A 16,793-nucleotide genomic window follows, 5' to 3' on the forward strand; every position below is an offset into this window, starting at 1 on the left:
CACCCAAAGTCGTACTTGCTCAATCGAATTCGACATCCCAGCCCAGCTTCTTGTACCGCCGCTTCTCGCGCTCTTGAGCCTGCTTGTCGGCCTTCTCTTGCTCGCTCCAGTCGCCGATGACGGCCGGTGAGGCCTTGGGTAGGTCTCCCATGAACTCGTAGGTGTTGTCGAGGTTGATCAGAATCGCCGGGGTCTCATGGTCGTCATCCTCGCTGTGGCCACCGCCCTTGCCGTGTGCGCCAGCTCCGCCCATCATGCCCATGGGACCCATGGCGCCGCCACGTACTCCAGCCGCGCCCACGGCGGCCGGGTTGCTGCCCGCGCCGCTCGTGGCTCCGCCGGGAATGCCCGCACCGGGTCGCAACGCACTTGGTCCACCGGCGGTCCCCGAGGCGAGTCCTGTCCCGCCCGCAGAACCGGAGGAGCCGTAACCAGCCGCAGTGGTCGCTCCCAGTGGAAGCCCGGAACCACCTGTGCCCGTGCCGGTTCCGGAACCAAACGGTGAGCTTCCGCCAGCGCCTGAGCCGGAGCCAGCGCCCTGGCCACCGCCAGAACCGCTGCCGGAGCCTGAACCGGCACCCTGTCCTTGGCCACCTTGTCCTTCGCCATTGGCGAGCTGGGGCTTGGTGTTCTTGTCGGCTAGGCCGTCGGTGCCGCCGCCCGGAGACTGCAGATTGTTACCGGATCCGCCGCCAGAATTGCCACCGCCACCGCTACCGCCGCCCGGCTGCTGAATGGAGCTCCCGCCCGGGGAGTCTGAGGCGGAGTCGTCAATCTTGGGACGGGTTACGTCCATCGGAGCGCTGTAGGTGCTGGCTGCATCCTGGGCCAGCTGGAAGGTGGCGTCCTCGCGCTGCGCCTTGGTGGCATTCTCCGGCAGCTTATGGCGCCCGGGCACACCAGAAGACGCATTGAGGGTGCCGCCATCGTTCGCGAGCGCCGCGCTCATTTTGTAGGTTTTGTTCTGAAGTCCGTCGTCGGTTATCTGATCTGCCAACGTTTGACGTAGTGAAGCTTGCGCGGCCTTGGGTCCCGAACCCGTCCAGAACTTCTCGTCGTCCAACTTGTCGTGCGCCTTCTTGAGCGCCTCGAGGGACGCATGGACCGTTACAGAGACGTTGTACCAGTCGGTGAGCAGCTCCTGGGCGTTGTTGTTCGCAAGCGCCGAAAGCTGCTTCTGTATCGTCTCGAAAGATTTTCCGTACCAATTGTCATTTGCCATGGTGTTCCTCGGTTATTTCGGAAGCTTTTTCGCGGTTAAGGTTGCGACCTCGACGGCCTTGGTGCAGGCATCGGGGATCTGATCGAGGGCAGGAGCATCCGAGACCTCGATGATGGTTGAGACGGTGGCTTGCTGCGACGGAATTTCGACGGCACAGTTGCGCATGTTCCCAAGTTCGTCGCGGTGGGTTGCCCCGCTCAGTCCCTCAATCGTGATCGGCTGTGAGCCCGGAAATAGTTTCGGGTCCAGGAAGCGGTCGATCGAGCCGTTGAGTACTTGGATCTGAACACGCCATCCAGATCCGTACCACTTGCATCCGCGTAGGAGAGTCGACTCAGCCTCTTTGATCGATGCTGGATCAAGACCGACTTTTCGAAGGTCGTCGGGACCGTAGGCCACGCATGGGTCGAAAGTTGTCCCGTTGTTCTTACTGGTCGGAGGTCGGTGCGGGATCGCTGAAGTGCTTGGAGTGACAGCCGTAGTTGCCTCAGCTGTCTGCGCTGCCGACGAGTCGGCACTGCGTGCTTGTCCGGCAGTCTCGGTCGTGCATGCGGTTAAGCTCAGCGCAAGCAGCAGGCCGAGCAGAGGGGCAGGATTCACGAGGTCACCGTGATCTGGACGCTGCCGAGCTTCTCGGAGATGTTCTCGGCTGAAAGTTCATCGACGCGCGAGTAGACCTCACCCATTACGACGAAGTGGTCGATCTGCTGGGTGTAGATGTCGCGCTGAGCTTTGAGCTTGGTTTTCAGACCCGCCACTTGATGTTGGTAGTGCTGGACAGCCTGGGTGCCTGACGCTAGGCCGTCGGCCTCCCCGAAGCCGCTAGCCTCACCAAAACTGTTGGCTTGGTCTATCGCGGCGTCGATCTCATCGCGGGCAGCGAGCACGAGCTTCGCCATGGTCTTACCCGCGTCGGCCTCCATATGCAGTACGCCGCTCGAGCGGTCGCTCTTGGCCTGCTTGAGGATGTCCTGGAGGCCGGGATTCTTGCCCACGTCAGTCGTCTGCGACCCCATCGCTAGCCCTCCGCCCAGAAAACGCTCATATAGGGGTAGACGTAGCCACCCCAGCTTCGGTTCCATTTTGCCGCGACAAATTTCGCACGACAACGCGGGTAGCTGTATTCGCTGGGTGTCCGAAGGAAGACCCCAGGACAGACCTTGTTTTGAGGCGGTGTCTTAGCTCTGGCGTGATGGGTCGCCACCGAGCCCGGATGCGGTCCGGTCGTCGGTGCTAGTGAACGCGGTACTAGTCATTCGGAGCTTGTCGCGATAGTCGTCGCACCGTGCACCGCCGTGAGTCATGAGTCCCGCGAGCCGCTCGACCGCTGGCCCGATATCGGCCATCTGATCGGCGTAGTGGGAGCCAAAGGTCTCGGCGTGCAGCTCGCACGATCGAATCTTGTCCCCCTGAGCACGCAGGCCCTCGGCGGCACGACCCCACACACCGGCCAGCTGTTCAACACCATCGGAGTCGATGTACGTCATGAGCGCAGCCCTCCTTAGCTTCGACTACCTACTCGGACGCGGGCCGACCCACATCGGTTCCATCAATGTGAACCGGTCACAGCCCGGGGCAGGTGGCGGTAACTTCGACGGGATGGGGCTCGTCGTACGCCCTGTTTTGATAGATCCGATACAGGTTTGCCTTGATGCGAAGGGCGTCGCCGTCTTTGGCCACCGAAGCATTGGCGGGCACACGGGTCGTGTAATTGAACAGGGCCCCGCCCACATATCCGTGAAGTACCGCGTCGTCCTTTACCTCAAACGTGAGGCTGTTGCCGGGCTTCCTCAAAGCTGGTTTCACTTCAATTTTCAAGGAGCCGTCGGATTCTCGGCTGCAGTAGGCGGCATCGTTGCCGTCGGTCAGGACCCTGCCGTCGACCGTCGCCTCTACGCGAGGCCCCTTCGGGTCGCGTGCGGGAGGGCCGGGTGGTGTCGAGGGCTGCCGCGGATGGGAATAGGCGGGGCATGTCGCGGTCACGGTGAACGGAATCGGTTGAGGTTCACCCGGGTCCAGATTCAAGAACACCACACCGGAAACGCTGTACGTCGCGCCTTGCACCGCCACGGTCGGCGGGGATGGCAGATGCGACCACGTCTTCCACAGGTAGGCGCCTTCAGGCCGGCCGATGTGAATATCGTTCACGGCGGAGGTCGCGGTATCCAGCCGCAGGCTCAAGGAATTCCCCTGCGGCGCAGTACTAAATCCGATAGTGGTTTCGTCACTGAACCCGAAACAGACGGGGTCCTTGAACGTCACCGGCTTTCCGTCGAAGGTGGCTTCGATTGTGGCCGGGCTCCGGGGAAAGTTTGGCGGCAGCGGGGCCGGGATAGTTGATGTGGTCGCCACCGCCGACATCGGGGCGGGCGCTTCGGCTGGCGGCCTCGGGCCACAGCCGGCAACGGGCAGCGTCATGAGCACCGCGAGGAGAGTCCCCCTTCGCACGGCACGGTCGGTGCGAAATCTCGTGGTCCGTAACATCATCAACCCCTCAATAGAATTGTCTGCGTGCGTAATTCGGTATCTGACTAGCACTGGTTCACGCTGCGCAGCCACTCCCCCTTCGGATGGCTCCGAGCGCGGAGAGCGGCGTATGAGGCTGCCACGCGCCGGCGTGCACAGGGCCCGAGCGCTCGGCCGGCATGACGAGGACGAGATCGTCGCCGTCCAGGTACCAGGCTTTGTAGTCGTCGCTGTAGCCGCGGTGGCCGGGCTGGGGTTCGAATTGGCTGATGGTGAATGAGGGATTCTTATCCAGGGCGACAGTCCGTTCCACGTAAGGGCGGACGAGCGGGGGAAGTGCCACCAGCGGGTCGATGCCCGGGCAGAACAGATCCCCGAGCGTGAGCGCTCTCCTACTCGCCTGGTCAAAGGTGAACGTGACGACAGCGTCGTTGGGGTGAGGCGTCCCAGTAACGAACCATTCTTCGGTGAAGACGACGGACAGCATGTTCGGAGCGTGGTTGTACGTCTTGTAGGTCATGCTGGCCTCGCTGTTTTGCGTGAGATTGTCACTCGGATGGCCGAATTTCTTGAAGAAATCGCTTAGGAACTGCTGGAGTACGGGTCCCGTTGTCGGGTCTTCCAGCAGGTTGGCGGGATATGTGGCTTGAACTTTCGCGACGATGTTCTTCGAGTTCGTACCGGTCAGTGAGCAGCTTTCTTTGGAGCCATCCCATGTCCCGCCCACACTGGTGCAAAAGTCTGCCGGTGGTGCGGCGCTCGCTGGACTTTGTACGGGACTGCCGGAGGAGCAGGCCGCCAGTGCGAGCAGAAGCGCAACCAGAGGGCGCAGTCTCCGGGCGTTCGTCTTCACCATGTCGTTGTTCCTCCTGTTAACCGCCGAGCGCGGATAGCGCCCTCTGGTAGACATCGCGTTTCTTGTCCCGGTTGCCGTCGTAGTAGTTGACGATATCGGTCACCGCGTCGATCCCTCCGCTGTCGGCAGCGGCGTTGACCCCGTGTGCAGTCCAGTACCACTCAGCCGCAGCGAACCCATATTCGGGCTGTTGAAGGAGTTCCGGGGTTTGTGTGAAGTCCATTGGGGGGCTTGGCTGATAGCTCTGGTTGTACCAGTCAGTGAAGTGCTGGTAGTTGCTCCGGCCGGTGACCTGGATCGGGCCTCTGCCCATAAAACGGGCGCCGTCGCCCGGCTCGGTGTTCCCGAGCTCTTGCCCCTTCTCGGTTTGTGGGCCGTAGTGCGCGTTGAACCAGTCGGCGTCGGGCCCGCCAGGATAGGCGCCCTCGTACCACATGGTCAGCTCCCCAGACTCGATGGCGCATGTGGCGAGGAACGCGGCCTGCCGTTGCGGGGTGTTGATACCCGCGTGCTCCATCATCGCGTTGAGCTGGTCGAGGATTCGCTGTTGCTGCTCTGGGGGCAGGCTCGCAAAATTCCCCTGATCGAAGACCGTGTTCAACTGCTCCAGCGTCACCTTTTTGAAAGAGCTGTCTTCGGGTCCGTTTTCGCCGGTGTTGAGTGCTTGGCGCAGGATGGTGTAGTTGTCGGTGACGAATTGGTCCATGCTGGTGTTGGCGTCGTTGAATGCGGCGATGGCGGTGGCGAAGGCGCTGATGACGCTGGTGCGTAGGTCGTCTTTGACTTGTCGCGCAGGCCAATTGACGCCGGGGCTGCCGTGCCAGGCGTATAGATGTTTTTCTGAGCCTTCGACTCCGGTGTTGTTGGCGCTGATCGCGGCGGCGCCGGTGCTCAACCGGCTTGTGAAGTCTGCGGGGTTGTTTTGAATCGTTCGGTTTCACCGATCAACTCGACCTGTTGAGTGCCGCCGGTGACCGCGTCCTGAAGGTGGTCCCCGGATTCGCGGATCGCCTTCAAATTGATGTCGGCTTCCTTGTAGTAGGCGGCCTCAAAATCGGCGGCACTACGGTCCATCGGCAGACTCGATAGGTCCACCCCGGCCTGACTCAACTCGCCCTGGTGAGTCTTCAAAATGTCCCAGTACCCACAAAAATCGCGGATCTTGGCACCGTCATCGAGCACCTGCCGACCCGAGTCATAAACCACCACCACAAACCCCCAAACCTAGAACGGAACCGTGCTGTATCCGGGCGGGGCGGCGGTTCTGTTCCGGAGGAATCTCTCCAAGGTGGCGCGGTCGCATGGATACGGCAGCGTGCCGTTGTTGCGGGTGCCCGCCGAGGTCCGGTTGGAGTCGTTGACCCAGTACTGCGGTTGGCCGTTCTCATCGAACGTCACGCGGGAGATCGACAGGAAATGCCCGCCGCCCGGGGATACCGAGCCGTTGACGATCACTTGGCGTCCGGCTTGCAAGTCGGCTGTCAGCTGGTTCGTCAGTTCCGAGACCGCTTCCGGCGAGCTGCTTGCGGCGTTGTTGACGGCGGAGTCGATACCTAGGCTTTGCAGCTGCTGGGTCATCAGACCGGGCCCGCCGGGGTAGCCGTCTCGCTCCGAGTTGGGATCGTAGATTTGGACCCCCTGCCATCGGGTGATCTGATCGATCTCTGCCCGATTGGGCGGGAAATGTAGCGGCATACCGTCCATCAGCTTGTTCTGCACATCGGCGGGCAGGTTGATCTCCTTGCCGTTGGGACCTTCTCGCGTTCCATACTTGTTGGCCAGGGCGCTCGCCAGTGCCCATCGGGAGCAGTCGCCACCACCGACACCGTCAAGCGAATACTGCGACCACTGGCCCACCTGGTCTTGCTCTTCGGCAGTGAGCGGACGACCGTCTTCGGGTCCGTTTTCGCCGGTGTTGAGTGCTTGGCGCAGGATGGTGTAGTTGTCGGTGACGAATTGGTCCATGCTGGTGTTGGCGTCGTTGAATGCGGCGATGGCGGTGGCGAAGGCGCTGATGACGCTGGTGCGTAGGTCGTCTTTGACTTGTCGCGCAGGCCAATTGACGCCGGGGCTGCCGTGCCAGGCGTATAGATGTTTTTCTGAGCCTTCGACTCCGGTGTTGTTGGCGCTGATCGCGGCGGCGCCGGTGCTCAACCGGCTTGTGAAGTCTGCGGGGTTGTTTTGAATCGTGCCCTCGATCATTAACGTGATCGCTGCGGTGTATTCGTCTTGTTTCTTGTTGAGCCCGAAATACAGGTTGTCATCGACGCCCTGGACGGCCTGCTGGGCGTCTTTGAGTTTTTGAAGATTGGCCTGCAGCTGTTCGGTGTTGGTCTTGTATTTCTCCCATGCCGCATCGGCGGCATGTCCTTTCACATACTGCGAGAGGCGTTCGGTTTCACCGATCAACTCGACCTGTTGAGTGCCGCCGGTGACCGCGTCCTGAAGGTGGTCCCCGGATTCGCGGATCGCCTTCAAATTGATGTCGGCTTCCTTGTAGTAGGCGGCCTCAAAATCGGCGGCACTACGGTCCATCGGCAGACTCGATAGGTCCACCCCGGCCTGACTCAACTCGCCCTGGTGAGTCTTCAAAATGTCCCAGTACCCACAAAAATCGCGGATCTTGGCACCGTCATCGAGCACCTGCCGACCCGAGTCATAAACCACCACCACAAACCCCCAAACCTAAAATTTCAACCGGTTGCCGCGGAACTCCCAGAAGCTGTCCTCGTCGTCCCAACCGGGAGTGGCCGGCTGCCTGATGGGCGCATCTTTCGTCGCGACGGGGGGCTCTTGCGCAGATGCTGGCTCGTGCGCGTTCCCGGCTTGCCACGTGGCGCGTTCTCGTGCCTGCCGCGCCTGCTCCGCGTGTATCTCTTGGAAGCGCTGGGCGGTCTTGAGTTTTTGGTTCTTGGAGCCTCGCCCAAACTCCAGTTGCAAGGCGTACAGCCGGTCTGCGTACCCCATGTCCCGTGTCCTCTCACAGCTTGGAAGTGCCCAGATTCCACCTCTAAGTACTTGAGACGCCGGTATGCCAGATTCGGTTCCATCGAATTTGCGGGTGTGGAGCAGCGCCGTGCAGGATGTCGGTTGCGCGGTCGCTCCTCCCCCACAGCTCGAAACCCCAGCGCGACGATGGTTACCGCCGATCCGATCAGCCCGTACCAGGATCCCAGTAGCAGCGGCATGCCGATGAGAAACGGTATGGCCCCCGCGTACATCGGATGCCGCACATACGCATAGGGGCCGGTGTCGGCGATCGAGTGTCCGCGTTCTGACTGCACCTTCACGATGGGCGCTGCAAAGCTGTTGGCGCGGAACACGAAGATCATCGACAACAACGAGACGGCTACGAGTACGGCGCCCATCACCTCAACCCACGGGGGAACATCCGACCAACCCCACCGATGGTCCAACCCGGGCACCGCGAACCAGATCGGCATGCCCACGATCGCAAACACCATGAAGACCTTGTCCCAGGTCGTTTGGTCTGGCAGACGCGGTGAACCAACCCTGCTCCGCCAGCAGAGCAGGGTTGTCATTCAGCAGCCACAGGTGCACGCCGATGTTGAGAACGGTCATCTCGATGATCAGGGTCCATAACTGAGGCCGGGTCCACGTCCCGGCGGCCAACAGCATCAACCCGCCCAACGCAATGGTCGAGACGATGTTGGCGGTGAGCAGCTTGACCAGTAGCCGTCTTTTCGACGGAATGGCCTGAGTCATAGGTCGACGCTACTGCGCGGACAACCTCTCCAACAGCAGTGACGAATTATCGGCGTCCAATTCGATGCCGAAGACTTCCTGGAGAGCGACCAGTACCTCGCCCGGGGTCAGGTGCCGAGTGTCTCTGCCGATGCCGGGCCGAACGGCATGCAGCTCCCGGTGGTCCAGGATGTACGCATGTTCGGGCGCTATGCGTTGTACGAAAACTCTTGTGCTGAAGGGTGAATGAGGACTCGACGCGACAAAGTAGCTCGCCGCGCGATAGTCGATCGGGTACTGAGGTTCGAGCACGAAGGTATGCCGGCTCATCCACCCAGGCTGCGTCCCGTCCCCGGCGGCCTCCGACAGCGTCCAGCCATCGGCACCGGGTGTGACTTCGCCGCGGCGCAGCTGGTACGTCCACGACCCATCGGTGATGACGTCCTCGTCGACGAGACGTATAGGCGCAAGAGGACTGGTACCGAACCCGACATCACAAAGCCATCGTTGTCCATCAAGTTGGACCACGAGCATGCCGTGTGTCGACGGCCGAATAGTGTTGGCGCCCATCTGTACCCGGCCCTGAATGCCAAAGAAGTCGAAACCGAGGCGCTCGAGGACGGCGGCAAAAAGCGCGACGTGCTCGTAGCAGTATCCGCCGCGGGGGCTGCGCAACAACTTCGCTTGGACGGTCGGGATATCCAACGCGACGTGCTTGTGCAGCACCGCATCCAGGTTCTCCCACTTGATGTTCAGGACATGGCCGCGCTGGAGGTGGCACAGGGTGTCCAAGGACGGCGACCGGGCGCCGTCGAAGCCTATGAAGGCCAGGTATTCGTCGAGCTCGAGCTCGTCTCCGTTCCACATGGTGTGGACAACGTACTAGCAGGCCTGGGTATCGCTGTAGCGCTGCGGACCATATCTGGCAGAAGGGTGGAACGGTGCTGGTAGCGACACCAATGTGAGTGCAATTCGTTGCTCGTGAGGGCGCAGATGGGCGAGGGTTTGTCATGTTGCCGTGCGGAACCGCCCGGTTGCGGAAGGTCCGCTGTCACTCCTCACTCGTAGAGTGACCCCATGGCCGTCGAGCGCCCCACCATCTACTTTGCCTCCCAACAAGACTGGGAAGCCTGGCTGGAAGAGAACCACGAGGGCTCCCCGGGCGTGTGGATCAAGATGGCCAAGAAGGCCAGCGGGATTCCCAGCGTGAACCACAAAGAAGCCCTGGAAGTAGCGCTCTGCTTCGGGTGGATCGACGGACAAGCCAAATCGCTGGATGAGACGTACACCTTGCGCATGTTCACCCCGCGTCGTGCCCGCAGCACCTGGTCGAAGATCAACGTCGGCCACATCGAACGTCTCACCAAGGAAGGCCGCGTCAGACCGGCCGGCGTACGAGAAGTGGACGCCGCCAAGGCAGACGGACGCTGGGACGCCGCCTACAGCTCGCAAGCCACCATCGAGGTTCCCGACGATTTCGCCCGGGCACTGCGGGCTGAACCCGACGCGCAGAGATTCTTCGACTCGCTGACCAAAACGGCTCGCTGGCCGTTCCTGTTCCGGCTCGCCACCATCAAGAAGCCGGAGACGCGCACCCGGCGGCTCGTCCAATACGTCGAGCTACTGGCCGATGGAAAGACGTTGACCTAGCGCGCCCTCAGGCCTTGTGCGCAACGGAGACGATGTAGTCCGAATGCAGCGAGAAGAGCCGCATCCCCACCGAGTTGAACTGTGCCCGCAACAACGGGTTGACATGCTTCATATCCGGCTGGCGCAGCCGCTTGGCCAGGAACTTGGACAGCGGCGGATAGACGTCGTCGGCAATCGACCACGTCTCGGCGCGCGCAAAGCCCATGTCCAGCAGTAGATTTCGGTATCCCTGCACGTCGACGGCCCAGGGCACGGCACTCGCGGGAGCGCCTTGCCAGCCCTTCCGCGCCACCTGATTGCGTGCCAGCGCGGTGAGGGCGGTGCGCCGCGGAACGATATCGGCGGTCACTAATCGGCCCCCGGGTTTGAGCACGCGCAGCGCCTCGCGGAAGAAATCGATGCGCGAGGGGAAGTGAAAGGCCGACTCCAGCGCGACCACTTTGGTGCAGGACTCGTTCGGGAACGGCAGATCGGTGGCCGAGGCCTTGACGTAGGAGACCGTCTTGGACAGACCTGCCTCGGCGACGCGCCTGGTCGAGATGGCGATCTGCTCTTCGGCGATGTTGACCCCGGTGATCTTCTTCACCTTGAACTCGTTGGCCCACAAAATGTCCTGATCGCCATACCCGCAACCGCAATCGACCACCACGTCTGAGGAGGTGAACCCGGCACTGGAGGCAACCAGGCGCGCGAGATCGCGACTGGCCTCGTCGAGTGTTGTCGGGTGATCGCGCCAATAGCCAAAGTTGATGAAGAGCGATTCCTCGCCGAACAAGTTCTGCGGGCCGACGATGTCGTAGACCATTCCGGTCTTGGGACCGTCGGTGTTCGATACGGCGACGGTTGCCATGCGCCGCCATTCATCGGCCCATCGGCGTAGCCGTTCGCCGGTTGATTCCTCGGTGAAATCGGAAGTCAGAGTGGTCATGGCTGGCAGCTCCCATTCGGTTCTGGCCGCCTCGTTGCGGCCCATGCCTGCGTAACAAACAGTACCGGATACTTGGGATATCGGCATCTAAAGCCGCTGAGAACGACGCACGGGACTGCGTCCGAGAAACCGTCGGGCGCAGTGACTAGGCTGGTGGGGTTGCCCGGCCTTCTCCGGGCGCAGCATGAACGAGGAGCACATGACCGACACAACGCTGCCCCCTGGCGGTGATGACGCCGTCGACCGCATTGAACCGGTAGATATCCAGCAGGAGATGCAGCGCAGCTACATCGATTACGCCATGAGCGTGATCGTGGGCCGCGCTCTGCCCGAGGTGCGAGACGGCCTCAAGCCCGTGCACCGTCGCGTCCTCTACGCGATGTACGACTCCGGGTTCCGGCCCGACCGTAGCCACGCCAAGTCGGCGCGTTCGGTCGCCGAGACCATGGGTAACTATCACCCACACGGCGACTCCTCTATTTACGACACCTTGGTCCGCATGGCCCAGCCCTGGTCGCTGCGCTATCCGCTGGTGGACGGGCAGGGCAACTTCGGTTCGCCGGGTAATGACCCTGCGGCCGCCATGCGTTACACCGAGGCCCGGCTCACCCCGCTGGCCATGGAGATGCTGCGTGAAATCGACGAGGAGACAGTCGATTTCAGCCCCAACTATGACGGCCGTGTCCTGGAGCCAACCGTGCTGCCCAGCCGGTTCCCGAACCTGCTGGCCAACGGCTCGGGCGGTATCGCCGTCGGTATGGCCACGAATATGCCACCGCACAACCTGCGCGAGTTGGCCGAGGCGGTCTACTGGGCGCTGGACAACCACGAGGCCGACGAAGAGACCACCCTCAAGGCGGTCTGCGAAAGGATCACCGGTCCCGATTTTCCGACATCCGGATTGATCGTTGGCACCCAAGGGATTCACGACGCGTACACCACCGGACGTGGTTCCATCCGCATGCGCGGTGTGGCCGAGATCGAGGAAGATTCCAAGGGCAGAACGTCTTTGGTGATCACCGAGTTGCCGTACCAGGTCAACCACGACAACTTCATCACCTCGATCGCCGAGCAGGTGCGCGACGGAAAGATTGCCGGTATCTCGGCCATCGAAGACCAGAGCTCCGACCGTGTCGGCTTGCGAATTGTGGTGGTGCTCAAGCGCGATGCCGTCGCCAAGGTGGTGCTGAACAACCTCTACAAGCACTCCCAGCTGCAGACCAGCTTCGGCGCCAACATGCTGTCGATCGTCGACGGTGTGCCGCGCACGCTGCGTCTGGATCAACTGATCCGGCACTATGTCAATCATCAGTTGGACGTCGTGATCCGGCGTACGCGCTACCGGTTGCGTAAGGCAAACGAGCGTGCGCACATCTTGCGCGGTTTGGTGAAAGCCCTTGACGCGCTTGATGAAGTGATCGCATTGATTCGTGCTTCACAGACGGTCGACATTGCCCGACAGGGCCTGATCGAGCTGCTGGATGTCGACGAGATCCAGGCACAGGCCATTCTCGACATGCAGCTGCGCCGTCTGGCGGCCCTGGAGCGGCAGCGGATTGTCGAGGACCTCGCCAAGATCGAAGCCGAGATTGCCGACCTGGAGGACATTCTGGCCAAGCCGGAACGTCAGCGCGCCATCGTTCGTGACGAACTGAGCGAACTCGTCGAGCGCTATGGCGACGACCGTCGCACCCGGATCATCGCCGCGGACGGCGATGTCGCCGACGAGGACCTCATCGCACGCGAGGACGTCGTCGTCACCATTACCGAGACCGGGTACGCCAAGCGCACCAAGACGGACCTGTACCGCAGCCAGAAGCGTGGTGGTAAGGGCGTGCAGGGGGCGGGCCTGAAGCAGGACGACATCGTCAAGCACTTCTTCGTGTGCTCGACGCATGACTGGATCCTGTTTTTCACCACCAAGGGCCGCGTTTACCGCGCCAAGGCCTACGACCTGCCCGAGGCCGCCCGCACCGCGCGCGGTCAGCACGTCGCCAACCTGCTGGCCTTCCAGCCAGAGGAGCGCATCGCGCAGGTCATCCAGATCAAGAGCTACGAGGACGCGCCGTACCTCGTGCTTGCGACCAAGAACGGCCTGGTGAAGAAGTCCAAGCTCACCGATTTCGATTCCAATCGCAGCGGTGGCCTGGTGGCCGTCAACCTGCGTGACGGCGACGAACTCGTGGGCGCGGTGCTGTGCTCCTCCGAGGAGGACCTGCTGTTGGTCTCGGCACACGGCCAGTCCATCCGCTTCAGCGCTACCGACGACGCGCTTCGGCCCATGGGCCGCGCCACCTCGGGGGTGCAGGGCATGCGCTTCAACGGCGAGGACGACCTGCTGTCGCTGAACGTCGTCAGAGAGGGCACCTACCTGCTCGTGGCGACCGCCGGCGGCTACTCCAAGCGCACAGCGATCGAGGAGTACCCGGTGCAGGGACGCGGCGGCAAGGGCGTGCTGACGGTTCAGTACGACCCGCGCCGAGGCAGCCTCGTGGGTGCGCTGGTCGTGGATGAGGACGCCGAGCTGTACGCCATCACCTCGGGCGGCGGCGTCATCCGCACGACGGCGAAGTCGGTGCGTAAGGCCGGTCGTCAGACCAAGGGCGTGCGGTTGATGAACCTCGGCGAGGGCGACACCCTATTGGCAATCGCGCATAATGCCGATGAGGGTGATGCCGACTCCGACGACGACATCGCCGGCGCAAGTGAGTAAGGAGCTGTAGGTGAGTTCACCGAACGATCCGGGGGAGTCTGGCGCCAACGAACGCCCCGTGGACCAGGTGGACTTGCCTCCCTGGCAGCGGGCGGAGCGGCGGCGCGGCTCACACGCCGCCGCTACCGGTCCGCAGCGGGTTCCTAGCAGGGAGCCGCGGCCCGGTGGCGCACCGACGGAGATCATTCCGATCATCGACGACGCCACCGCACCGCCGACCGCACCGACATCGGCACCGCGACCCACCACTCGCCCCTCCGCGGGCCTGGATGCCCGGCTCAACCGGTTCATCTCGGGGACCGCCGCCCCGGCCGGATTCAACACCCCGCTGGAACGGCCGGAACCCGAGCCCGAGCTGGAACCCGAGCCGTACGACGAGGTACCGGAGCGTTCCGAAAGACCGGAACGTCCGGAGAACTCCGCACGACCGGAACGGCCCGAGCCTGTGCGTTCGGGCACCCCGTGGGGCGAGGCGAGCGCGCAGGAGCCCGTGCGCGCCCCCAAGAACAACGACCTGCCCGACCTGTCGGGGCCGGTTCCCCGCCCGCCGCGCAGAAGTGAAGCGGCACAAAGCAGTTCAGCGGTGACGGTTGGTCCCTCCCGCCGCGGGCCGCTTCGCGCCGCCATGCAGATCCGCCGTGTCGATCCGTGGGCGACCCTCAAGGTGTCACTGGTGTTGTCGGTGGTGTTCTTCTTCGTCTGGATGATCGCCGTCGCGATGCTGTATCTGGTGCTGGGTGCGATGGGTGTGTGGTCGAAGCTCAACGAGAACGTCGGCGAGCTCATCACCAACAGCGGCGGCGGCGAGCTGGTGTCCAGTGGCACCATCTTCGGCACCGCACTGCTCATCGGTTTGGTGAACATCGTCCTGATGACCGCAGCCGCCACTATCGGTGCGTTCATCTACAACCTAACCACCGATCTCGTCGGCGGTATCGAGGTCACACTGGCCGATCGCGACTAACGGTTTGGGATGCACCCCTTCCGTGCGGTAATCTCTGCGTTCGGTTCAGGGGCTATAGCTCAGGTGGTTAGAGCGCTTCGCTGATAACGAAGAGGTCGGAGGTTCGAGTCCTCCTAGCCCCACCACACTCGTTGGGAGGTCCACCACGTGAGAGTGCTGCTGCTGGTGCTCGCACTGCTCGGCGTGGCCTACGCGGCAGCCATCACCGTGGCGCGCAACAACATGGAAGTGTGGCACACAGCAGCAGGTGAGGGGCCTTAGCTCAGTTGGTAGAGCGCTACCTTTGCAAGGTAGATGTCAGGAGTTCGATTCTCCTAGGCTCCACTCAAGTTTCCGTTCTGCGCGACCCGATCAGCCGTACGGCTGAGGTTGCGGATCCACACTCGGCGCCAGCGTCGAAGGCTCCGGCTGTCCCGAGCGGCGCAGCACGCTGAACGCGACGGCGCCCACACCGAGCAGGCCCACGACCGCAAGCCCGGTCAGCGCGCGCGGCAGCTTGCGCTTGCGGGCACCGCTGACCACCTCAGGCAGGGTGTCCACCACATCGGCGACAGCGTCCTGCACCTCCGAAGACACCGCCTTACCCCGACGCAGCAGCTTCCCCGCCACGCTGGTCGCCGATTTCGCCAGCCCGAAGCCGATTCCGGCGGTACCGCGCGAAACGTCGATAGGGGCCAGCGCCGCCTCCTTGAGTCCACGCACCAGGCGCTCCCCGGAGGTCAGCTTCACGGCAGGTTCAGCGTTCTTGGTCAGCAGACTCATCGTCAGCGGGTCCCTTCGTCGGGCGGTGATCTCAAGAATGAGTGGTACTTCAGATTGCCACCTTTGCACCACCTATTGGGAAACATCCGCATGAATGTCTTTTCGGCGCGGATAAGGTGGTCGTCGTGACTTCACCAATCCAGACACAAACCGCCACCCTGCACACCAACCGCGGCGACATCGTCATCGCGCTCTTCGGCAATCACGCCCCGAAGACCGTTGCCAACTTCGTCGGTCTCGCCGATGGCAGCAAGGACTACTCCACCAAGAACGCCAAGGGTGAGGCCACCGGCCCGTTCTACGACGGAGCGGTCTTTCACCGCGTCATCGATGGATTCATGATCCAGGGCGGTGACCCCACCGGCACCGGCCGCGGCGGCCCCGGATACCAGTTCGCCGACGAGTTCCACCCCGAGCTGCAGTTCGACAAGCCGTACCTGCTGGCCATGGCCAATGCCGGACCGGGCACCAACGGCTCGCAGTTCTTCATCACCGTCGGCAAGACCCCGCATCTGAACCGCAAGCACACCATCTTCGGTGAGGTTGTGGATCCGGCTTCCCAGAAGGTTGTCGACGCCATCGCCTCCACCTCCGTCGGTCGCGGCGACCGTCCCAACGAGGACGTCGTGATCAACTCCATCACCATCAGTTAGGTCTTGATGGCTCATCCCGGACAGGTACCGGTCTACGGGTGCGCGTGGCACCCGGACCGGGCCACCGCGGTGCGCTGTGTGCGGTGCGGGCGTCCCATATGCCCGGCCTGCATGCGATCAGCGCCCGTGGGGCAACAGTGCGTCGAGTGCGTCCAGCAGGGCGCCAAGTCGGTGCGTCAGGTCAAACCGCTGCGGCAGGCGCGGGCCTGGGTCACCTGGGCGCTGATCGCCGTCAACGTGCTTGTGTATGCCGCCGTGGTCGGCGGCACCGATGAGACGATGGCCGCCACCACCAGCCCTCTGTTCCGGGACCTGGTGCTGTACCTGCCGTGGGTCGCACAAGGCGAGTTGTGGCGCACCGTCACCGCGGGCTTCCTGCACTTCGGTCTAATGCACATCGGGGTGAACATGCTCTCGCTGGCGTTGATCGGGCCCGGGCTCGAACACGCCTTCGGCCGCGAGCGATACGCCGCGATCTATGGCACCGCGTTGCTCGGTAGTAGCGCCATTGCGATGTGGTTCAGCCCGAATGCCCTGGTGGCCGGCGCCTCCGGTGCCATCTACGGTCTGCTGGGTGCGGCGCTGGTGCTGTATCTGCGGGAGCGTCTGAACCCACAGACCATCATCATTGTGCTGGTGCTCAATATCGGGCTGAGCGTCTCGCTGCCGGGCATCTCGTTGGCCGGGCATATGGGCGGACTGTTGTTCGGCGTACTGAGCGCCGGTGCGCTGCTGTACTACCGCGAGGTGTGCCGCGCGGTAGGCACGCCGGACCTTGCCCAGAAGCCGTCGATGCCCTGGGTGCTGGCGGCCGTGGTGACCGCGTTGTCGGTCGCGCTCATCGTGGCGAGGATGCTCACCTACACCGGTTAAC

Annotated in this window: 19 protein-coding genes, 2 tRNA genes and 1 pseudogene; 7 read left to right on the forward strand and 15 right to left on the reverse strand. The window is 62.8% G+C overall.

All coding sequences use genetic code 11. From position 1 onward, the window contains the following. Window positions 1-19 precede the first annotated feature (19 nt). The 13 genes and pseudogenes from B4383_RS06375 to B4383_RS06425 all read right to left on the reverse strand — a co-directional run bounded on the left by B4383_RS06375 (window position 20) and on the right by B4383_RS06425 (window position 9,116). The gene (locus B4383_RS06375) at window positions 20-1,222 is read right to left on the reverse strand and encodes a hypothetical protein (RefSeq protein WP_078289677.1); all 1,203 of its coding nucleotides are present in this window, start codon (window positions 1,220-1,222) and stop codon (window positions 20-22) included. Between the two features lie 12 nt (window positions 1,223-1,234). Next, complete coding sequence (locus B4383_RS06380; RefSeq protein WP_286143979.1) at window positions 1,235-1,822, reverse strand: DUF3558 domain-containing protein; 588 nt, start codon at window positions 1,820-1,822, stop codon at window positions 1,235-1,237. Next, a complete protein-coding gene (locus B4383_RS06385) occupies window positions 1,819-2,238 on the reverse strand; it encodes a hypothetical protein (RefSeq protein WP_078289980.1) in 420 nt (139 codons plus the stop codon). Before B4383_RS06385 ends, B4383_RS06380 begins: the two co-directional genes overlap by 4 nt. 162 nt (window positions 2,239-2,400) lie before the next feature. Next, entirely contained in the window at window positions 2,401-2,709 is a 309-nt protein-coding gene (locus B4383_RS06390; RefSeq protein WP_078289674.1) for a type VII secretion target, read from the reverse strand. A 76-nt stretch (window positions 2,710-2,785) separates the two neighbouring features. After that, entirely contained in the window at window positions 2,786-3,670 is an 885-nt protein-coding gene (locus tag B4383_RS06395) for a lipoprotein LpqH (RefSeq protein ID WP_217698272.1), read from the reverse strand. A gap of 94 nt (window positions 3,671-3,764) precedes the next feature. Further along, complete coding sequence (locus B4383_RS06400; RefSeq protein ID WP_139361083.1) at window positions 3,765-4,544, reverse strand: hypothetical protein; 780 nt, start codon at window positions 4,542-4,544, stop codon at window positions 3,765-3,767. A 16-nt stretch (window positions 4,545-4,560) separates the two neighbouring features. Continuing rightward, window positions 4,561-5,439: a hypothetical protein gene (locus B4383_RS06405; RefSeq protein WP_078289661.1), complete on the reverse strand. Its 879-nt coding sequence runs from the start codon at window positions 5,437-5,439 to the stop codon at window positions 4,561-4,563. After that, on the reverse strand, window positions 5,436-5,753 hold the full coding sequence (locus B4383_RS06410) for a hypothetical protein (RefSeq protein WP_176138493.1): 318 nt from the start codon (window positions 5,751-5,753) through the stop codon (window positions 5,436-5,438). The genes B4383_RS06405 and B4383_RS06410 overlap by 4 nt, the downstream gene beginning before the upstream one ends. 15 nt (window positions 5,754-5,768) lie before the next feature. Then, window positions 5,769-7,214, reverse strand: a complete 1,446-nt coding sequence (locus B4383_RS06415) for a hypothetical protein (RefSeq protein WP_176138494.1) — start codon at window positions 7,212-7,214, stop codon at window positions 5,769-5,771. Window positions 7,215-7,229: 15 nt separating this feature from the next. Then, window positions 7,230-7,511, reverse strand: coding sequence for a hypothetical protein (locus B4383_RS27040; RefSeq protein ID WP_286143983.1), 282 nt, complete (start codon window positions 7,509-7,511; stop codon window positions 7,230-7,232). Between the two features lie 146 nt (window positions 7,512-7,657). Beyond that, window positions 7,658-8,008: pseudogene (locus B4383_RS27375) on the reverse strand (isoprenylcysteine carboxylmethyltransferase family protein); the annotation flags it as partial. Then, window positions 7,917-8,270, reverse strand: coding sequence for a hypothetical protein (locus B4383_RS26595; protein WP_176126465.1), 354 nt, complete (start codon window positions 8,268-8,270; stop codon window positions 7,917-7,919). The pseudogene B4383_RS27375 and the gene B4383_RS26595, both read right to left, overlap by 92 nt. Window positions 8,271-8,279: 9 nt before the next feature. Further along, window positions 8,280-9,116 carry an arylamine N-acetyltransferase gene (locus B4383_RS06425; RefSeq protein ID WP_078289652.1) on the reverse strand — a complete coding sequence of 279 codons (837 nt, stop codon included), beginning with the start codon at window positions 9,114-9,116 and terminating at the stop codon, window positions 8,280-8,282. Between the two features lie 210 nt (window positions 9,117-9,326). On the opposite strand from B4383_RS06425, the gene B4383_RS06430 reads away from it, so the two are divergent. Beyond that, on the forward strand, window positions 9,327-9,899 hold the full coding sequence (locus tag B4383_RS06430; RefSeq protein WP_078289650.1) for a YdeI/OmpD-associated family protein: 573 nt from the start codon (window positions 9,327-9,329) through the stop codon (window positions 9,897-9,899). A 7-nt stretch (window positions 9,900-9,906) separates the two neighbouring features. On the opposite strand, the gene B4383_RS06435 is transcribed toward B4383_RS06430, so the two are convergent. After that, a complete protein-coding gene (locus B4383_RS06435) occupies window positions 9,907-10,872 on the reverse strand; it encodes a class I SAM-dependent methyltransferase (RefSeq protein ID WP_078289647.1) in 966 nt (321 codons plus the stop codon). 154 nt (window positions 10,873-11,026) lie between these two features. Here B4383_RS06435 and gyrA point away from each other — a divergent pair, with 154 nt between their 5' ends. From gyrA to B4383_RS06455, 4 genes are all read left to right on the forward strand, one after another. Further along, complete coding sequence (gyrA, locus tag B4383_RS06440; protein ID WP_078289979.1) at window positions 11,027-13,540, forward strand: DNA gyrase subunit A; 2,514 nt, start codon at window positions 11,027-11,029, stop codon at window positions 13,538-13,540. Between the two features lie 10 nt (window positions 13,541-13,550). Further along, window positions 13,551-14,504 (forward strand): DUF3566 domain-containing protein, encoded by a 954-nt coding sequence (locus tag B4383_RS06445; protein WP_078289644.1) that lies wholly within the window; start codon window positions 13,551-13,553, stop codon window positions 14,502-14,504. 48 nt (window positions 14,505-14,552) lie between these two features. After that, a tRNA-Ile gene (locus B4383_RS06450) sits at window positions 14,553-14,629 on the forward strand. Between the two features lie 126 nt (window positions 14,630-14,755). Continuing rightward, a tRNA-Ala gene (locus B4383_RS06455) sits at window positions 14,756-14,828 on the forward strand. 27 nt (window positions 14,829-14,855) lie between these two features. On the opposite strand, the gene cwsA is transcribed toward B4383_RS06455, so the two are convergent. Then, window positions 14,856-15,266 carry a cell wall synthesis protein CwsA gene (cwsA, locus tag B4383_RS06460; RefSeq protein WP_078289641.1) on the reverse strand — a complete coding sequence of 137 codons (411 nt, stop codon included), beginning with the start codon at window positions 15,264-15,266 and terminating at the stop codon, window positions 14,856-14,858. 116 nt (window positions 15,267-15,382) lie between these two features. Between cwsA and B4383_RS06465 the strand changes: the two genes are divergently transcribed. Both B4383_RS06465 and B4383_RS06470 read left to right on the forward strand, forming a co-directional pair. Then, window positions 15,383-15,919 (forward strand): peptidylprolyl isomerase, encoded by a 537-nt coding sequence (locus B4383_RS06465; protein ID WP_139360576.1) that lies wholly within the window; start codon window positions 15,383-15,385, stop codon window positions 15,917-15,919. A 126-nt stretch (window positions 15,920-16,045) separates the two neighbouring features. After that, window positions 16,046-16,792 (forward strand): rhomboid family intramembrane serine protease, encoded by a 747-nt coding sequence (locus tag B4383_RS06470; RefSeq protein WP_286143997.1) that lies wholly within the window; start codon window positions 16,046-16,048, stop codon window positions 16,790-16,792. Window position 16,793: the final 1 nt, after the last annotated feature.

The organism is Mycobacterium sp. D16R24, from assembly GCF_002013385.1.
GTDB lineage: Bacteria > Actinomycetota > Actinomycetes > Mycobacteriales > Mycobacteriaceae > Mycobacterium.

Excerpts from the sequence above, each read along its gene's own strand:
- B4383_RS27040 (WP_286143983.1), bottom strand. The coding sequence starts at position 7,511 with ATGGGGTACGCAGACCGGCTGTACGCCTTGCAACTGGAGTTTGGGCGA.
- B4383_RS06385 (WP_078289980.1), bottom strand. The coding sequence starts at position 2,238 with ATGGGGTCGCAGACGACTGACGTGGGCAAGAATCCCGGCCTCCAGGAC.
- B4383_RS06435 (WP_078289647.1), bottom strand. The coding sequence starts at position 10,872 with ATGGGCCGCAACGAGGCGGCCAGAACCGAATGGGAGCTGCCAGCCATG.
- B4383_RS06390 (WP_078289674.1), bottom strand. The coding sequence starts at position 2,709 with ATGACGTACATCGACTCCGATGGTGTTGAACAGCTGGCCGGTGTGTGG.
- gyrA (WP_078289979.1), top strand. The coding sequence starts at position 11,027 with ATGACCGACACAACGCTGCCCCCTGGCGGTGATGACGCCGTCGACCGC.
- B4383_RS06425 (WP_078289652.1), bottom strand. The coding sequence starts at position 9,116 with ATGTGGAACGGAGACGAGCTCGAGCTCGACGAATACCTGGCCTTCATA.
- B4383_RS26595 (WP_176126465.1), bottom strand. The coding sequence starts at position 8,270 with ATGACTCAGGCCATTCCGTCGAAAAGACGGCTACTGGTCAAGCTGCTC.
- B4383_RS06400 (WP_139361083.1), bottom strand. The coding sequence starts at position 4,544 with ATGGTGAAGACGAACGCCCGGAGACTGCGCCCTCTGGTTGCGCTTCTG.
- B4383_RS06430 (WP_078289650.1), top strand. The coding sequence starts at position 9,327 with ATGGCCGTCGAGCGCCCCACCATCTACTTTGCCTCCCAACAAGACTGG.
- cwsA (WP_078289641.1), bottom strand. The coding sequence starts at position 15,266 with ATGAGTCTGCTGACCAAGAACGCTGAACCTGCCGTGAAGCTGACCTCC.
- B4383_RS06375 (WP_078289677.1), bottom strand. The coding sequence starts at position 1,222 with ATGGCAAATGACAATTGGTACGGAAAATCTTTCGAGACGATACAGAAG.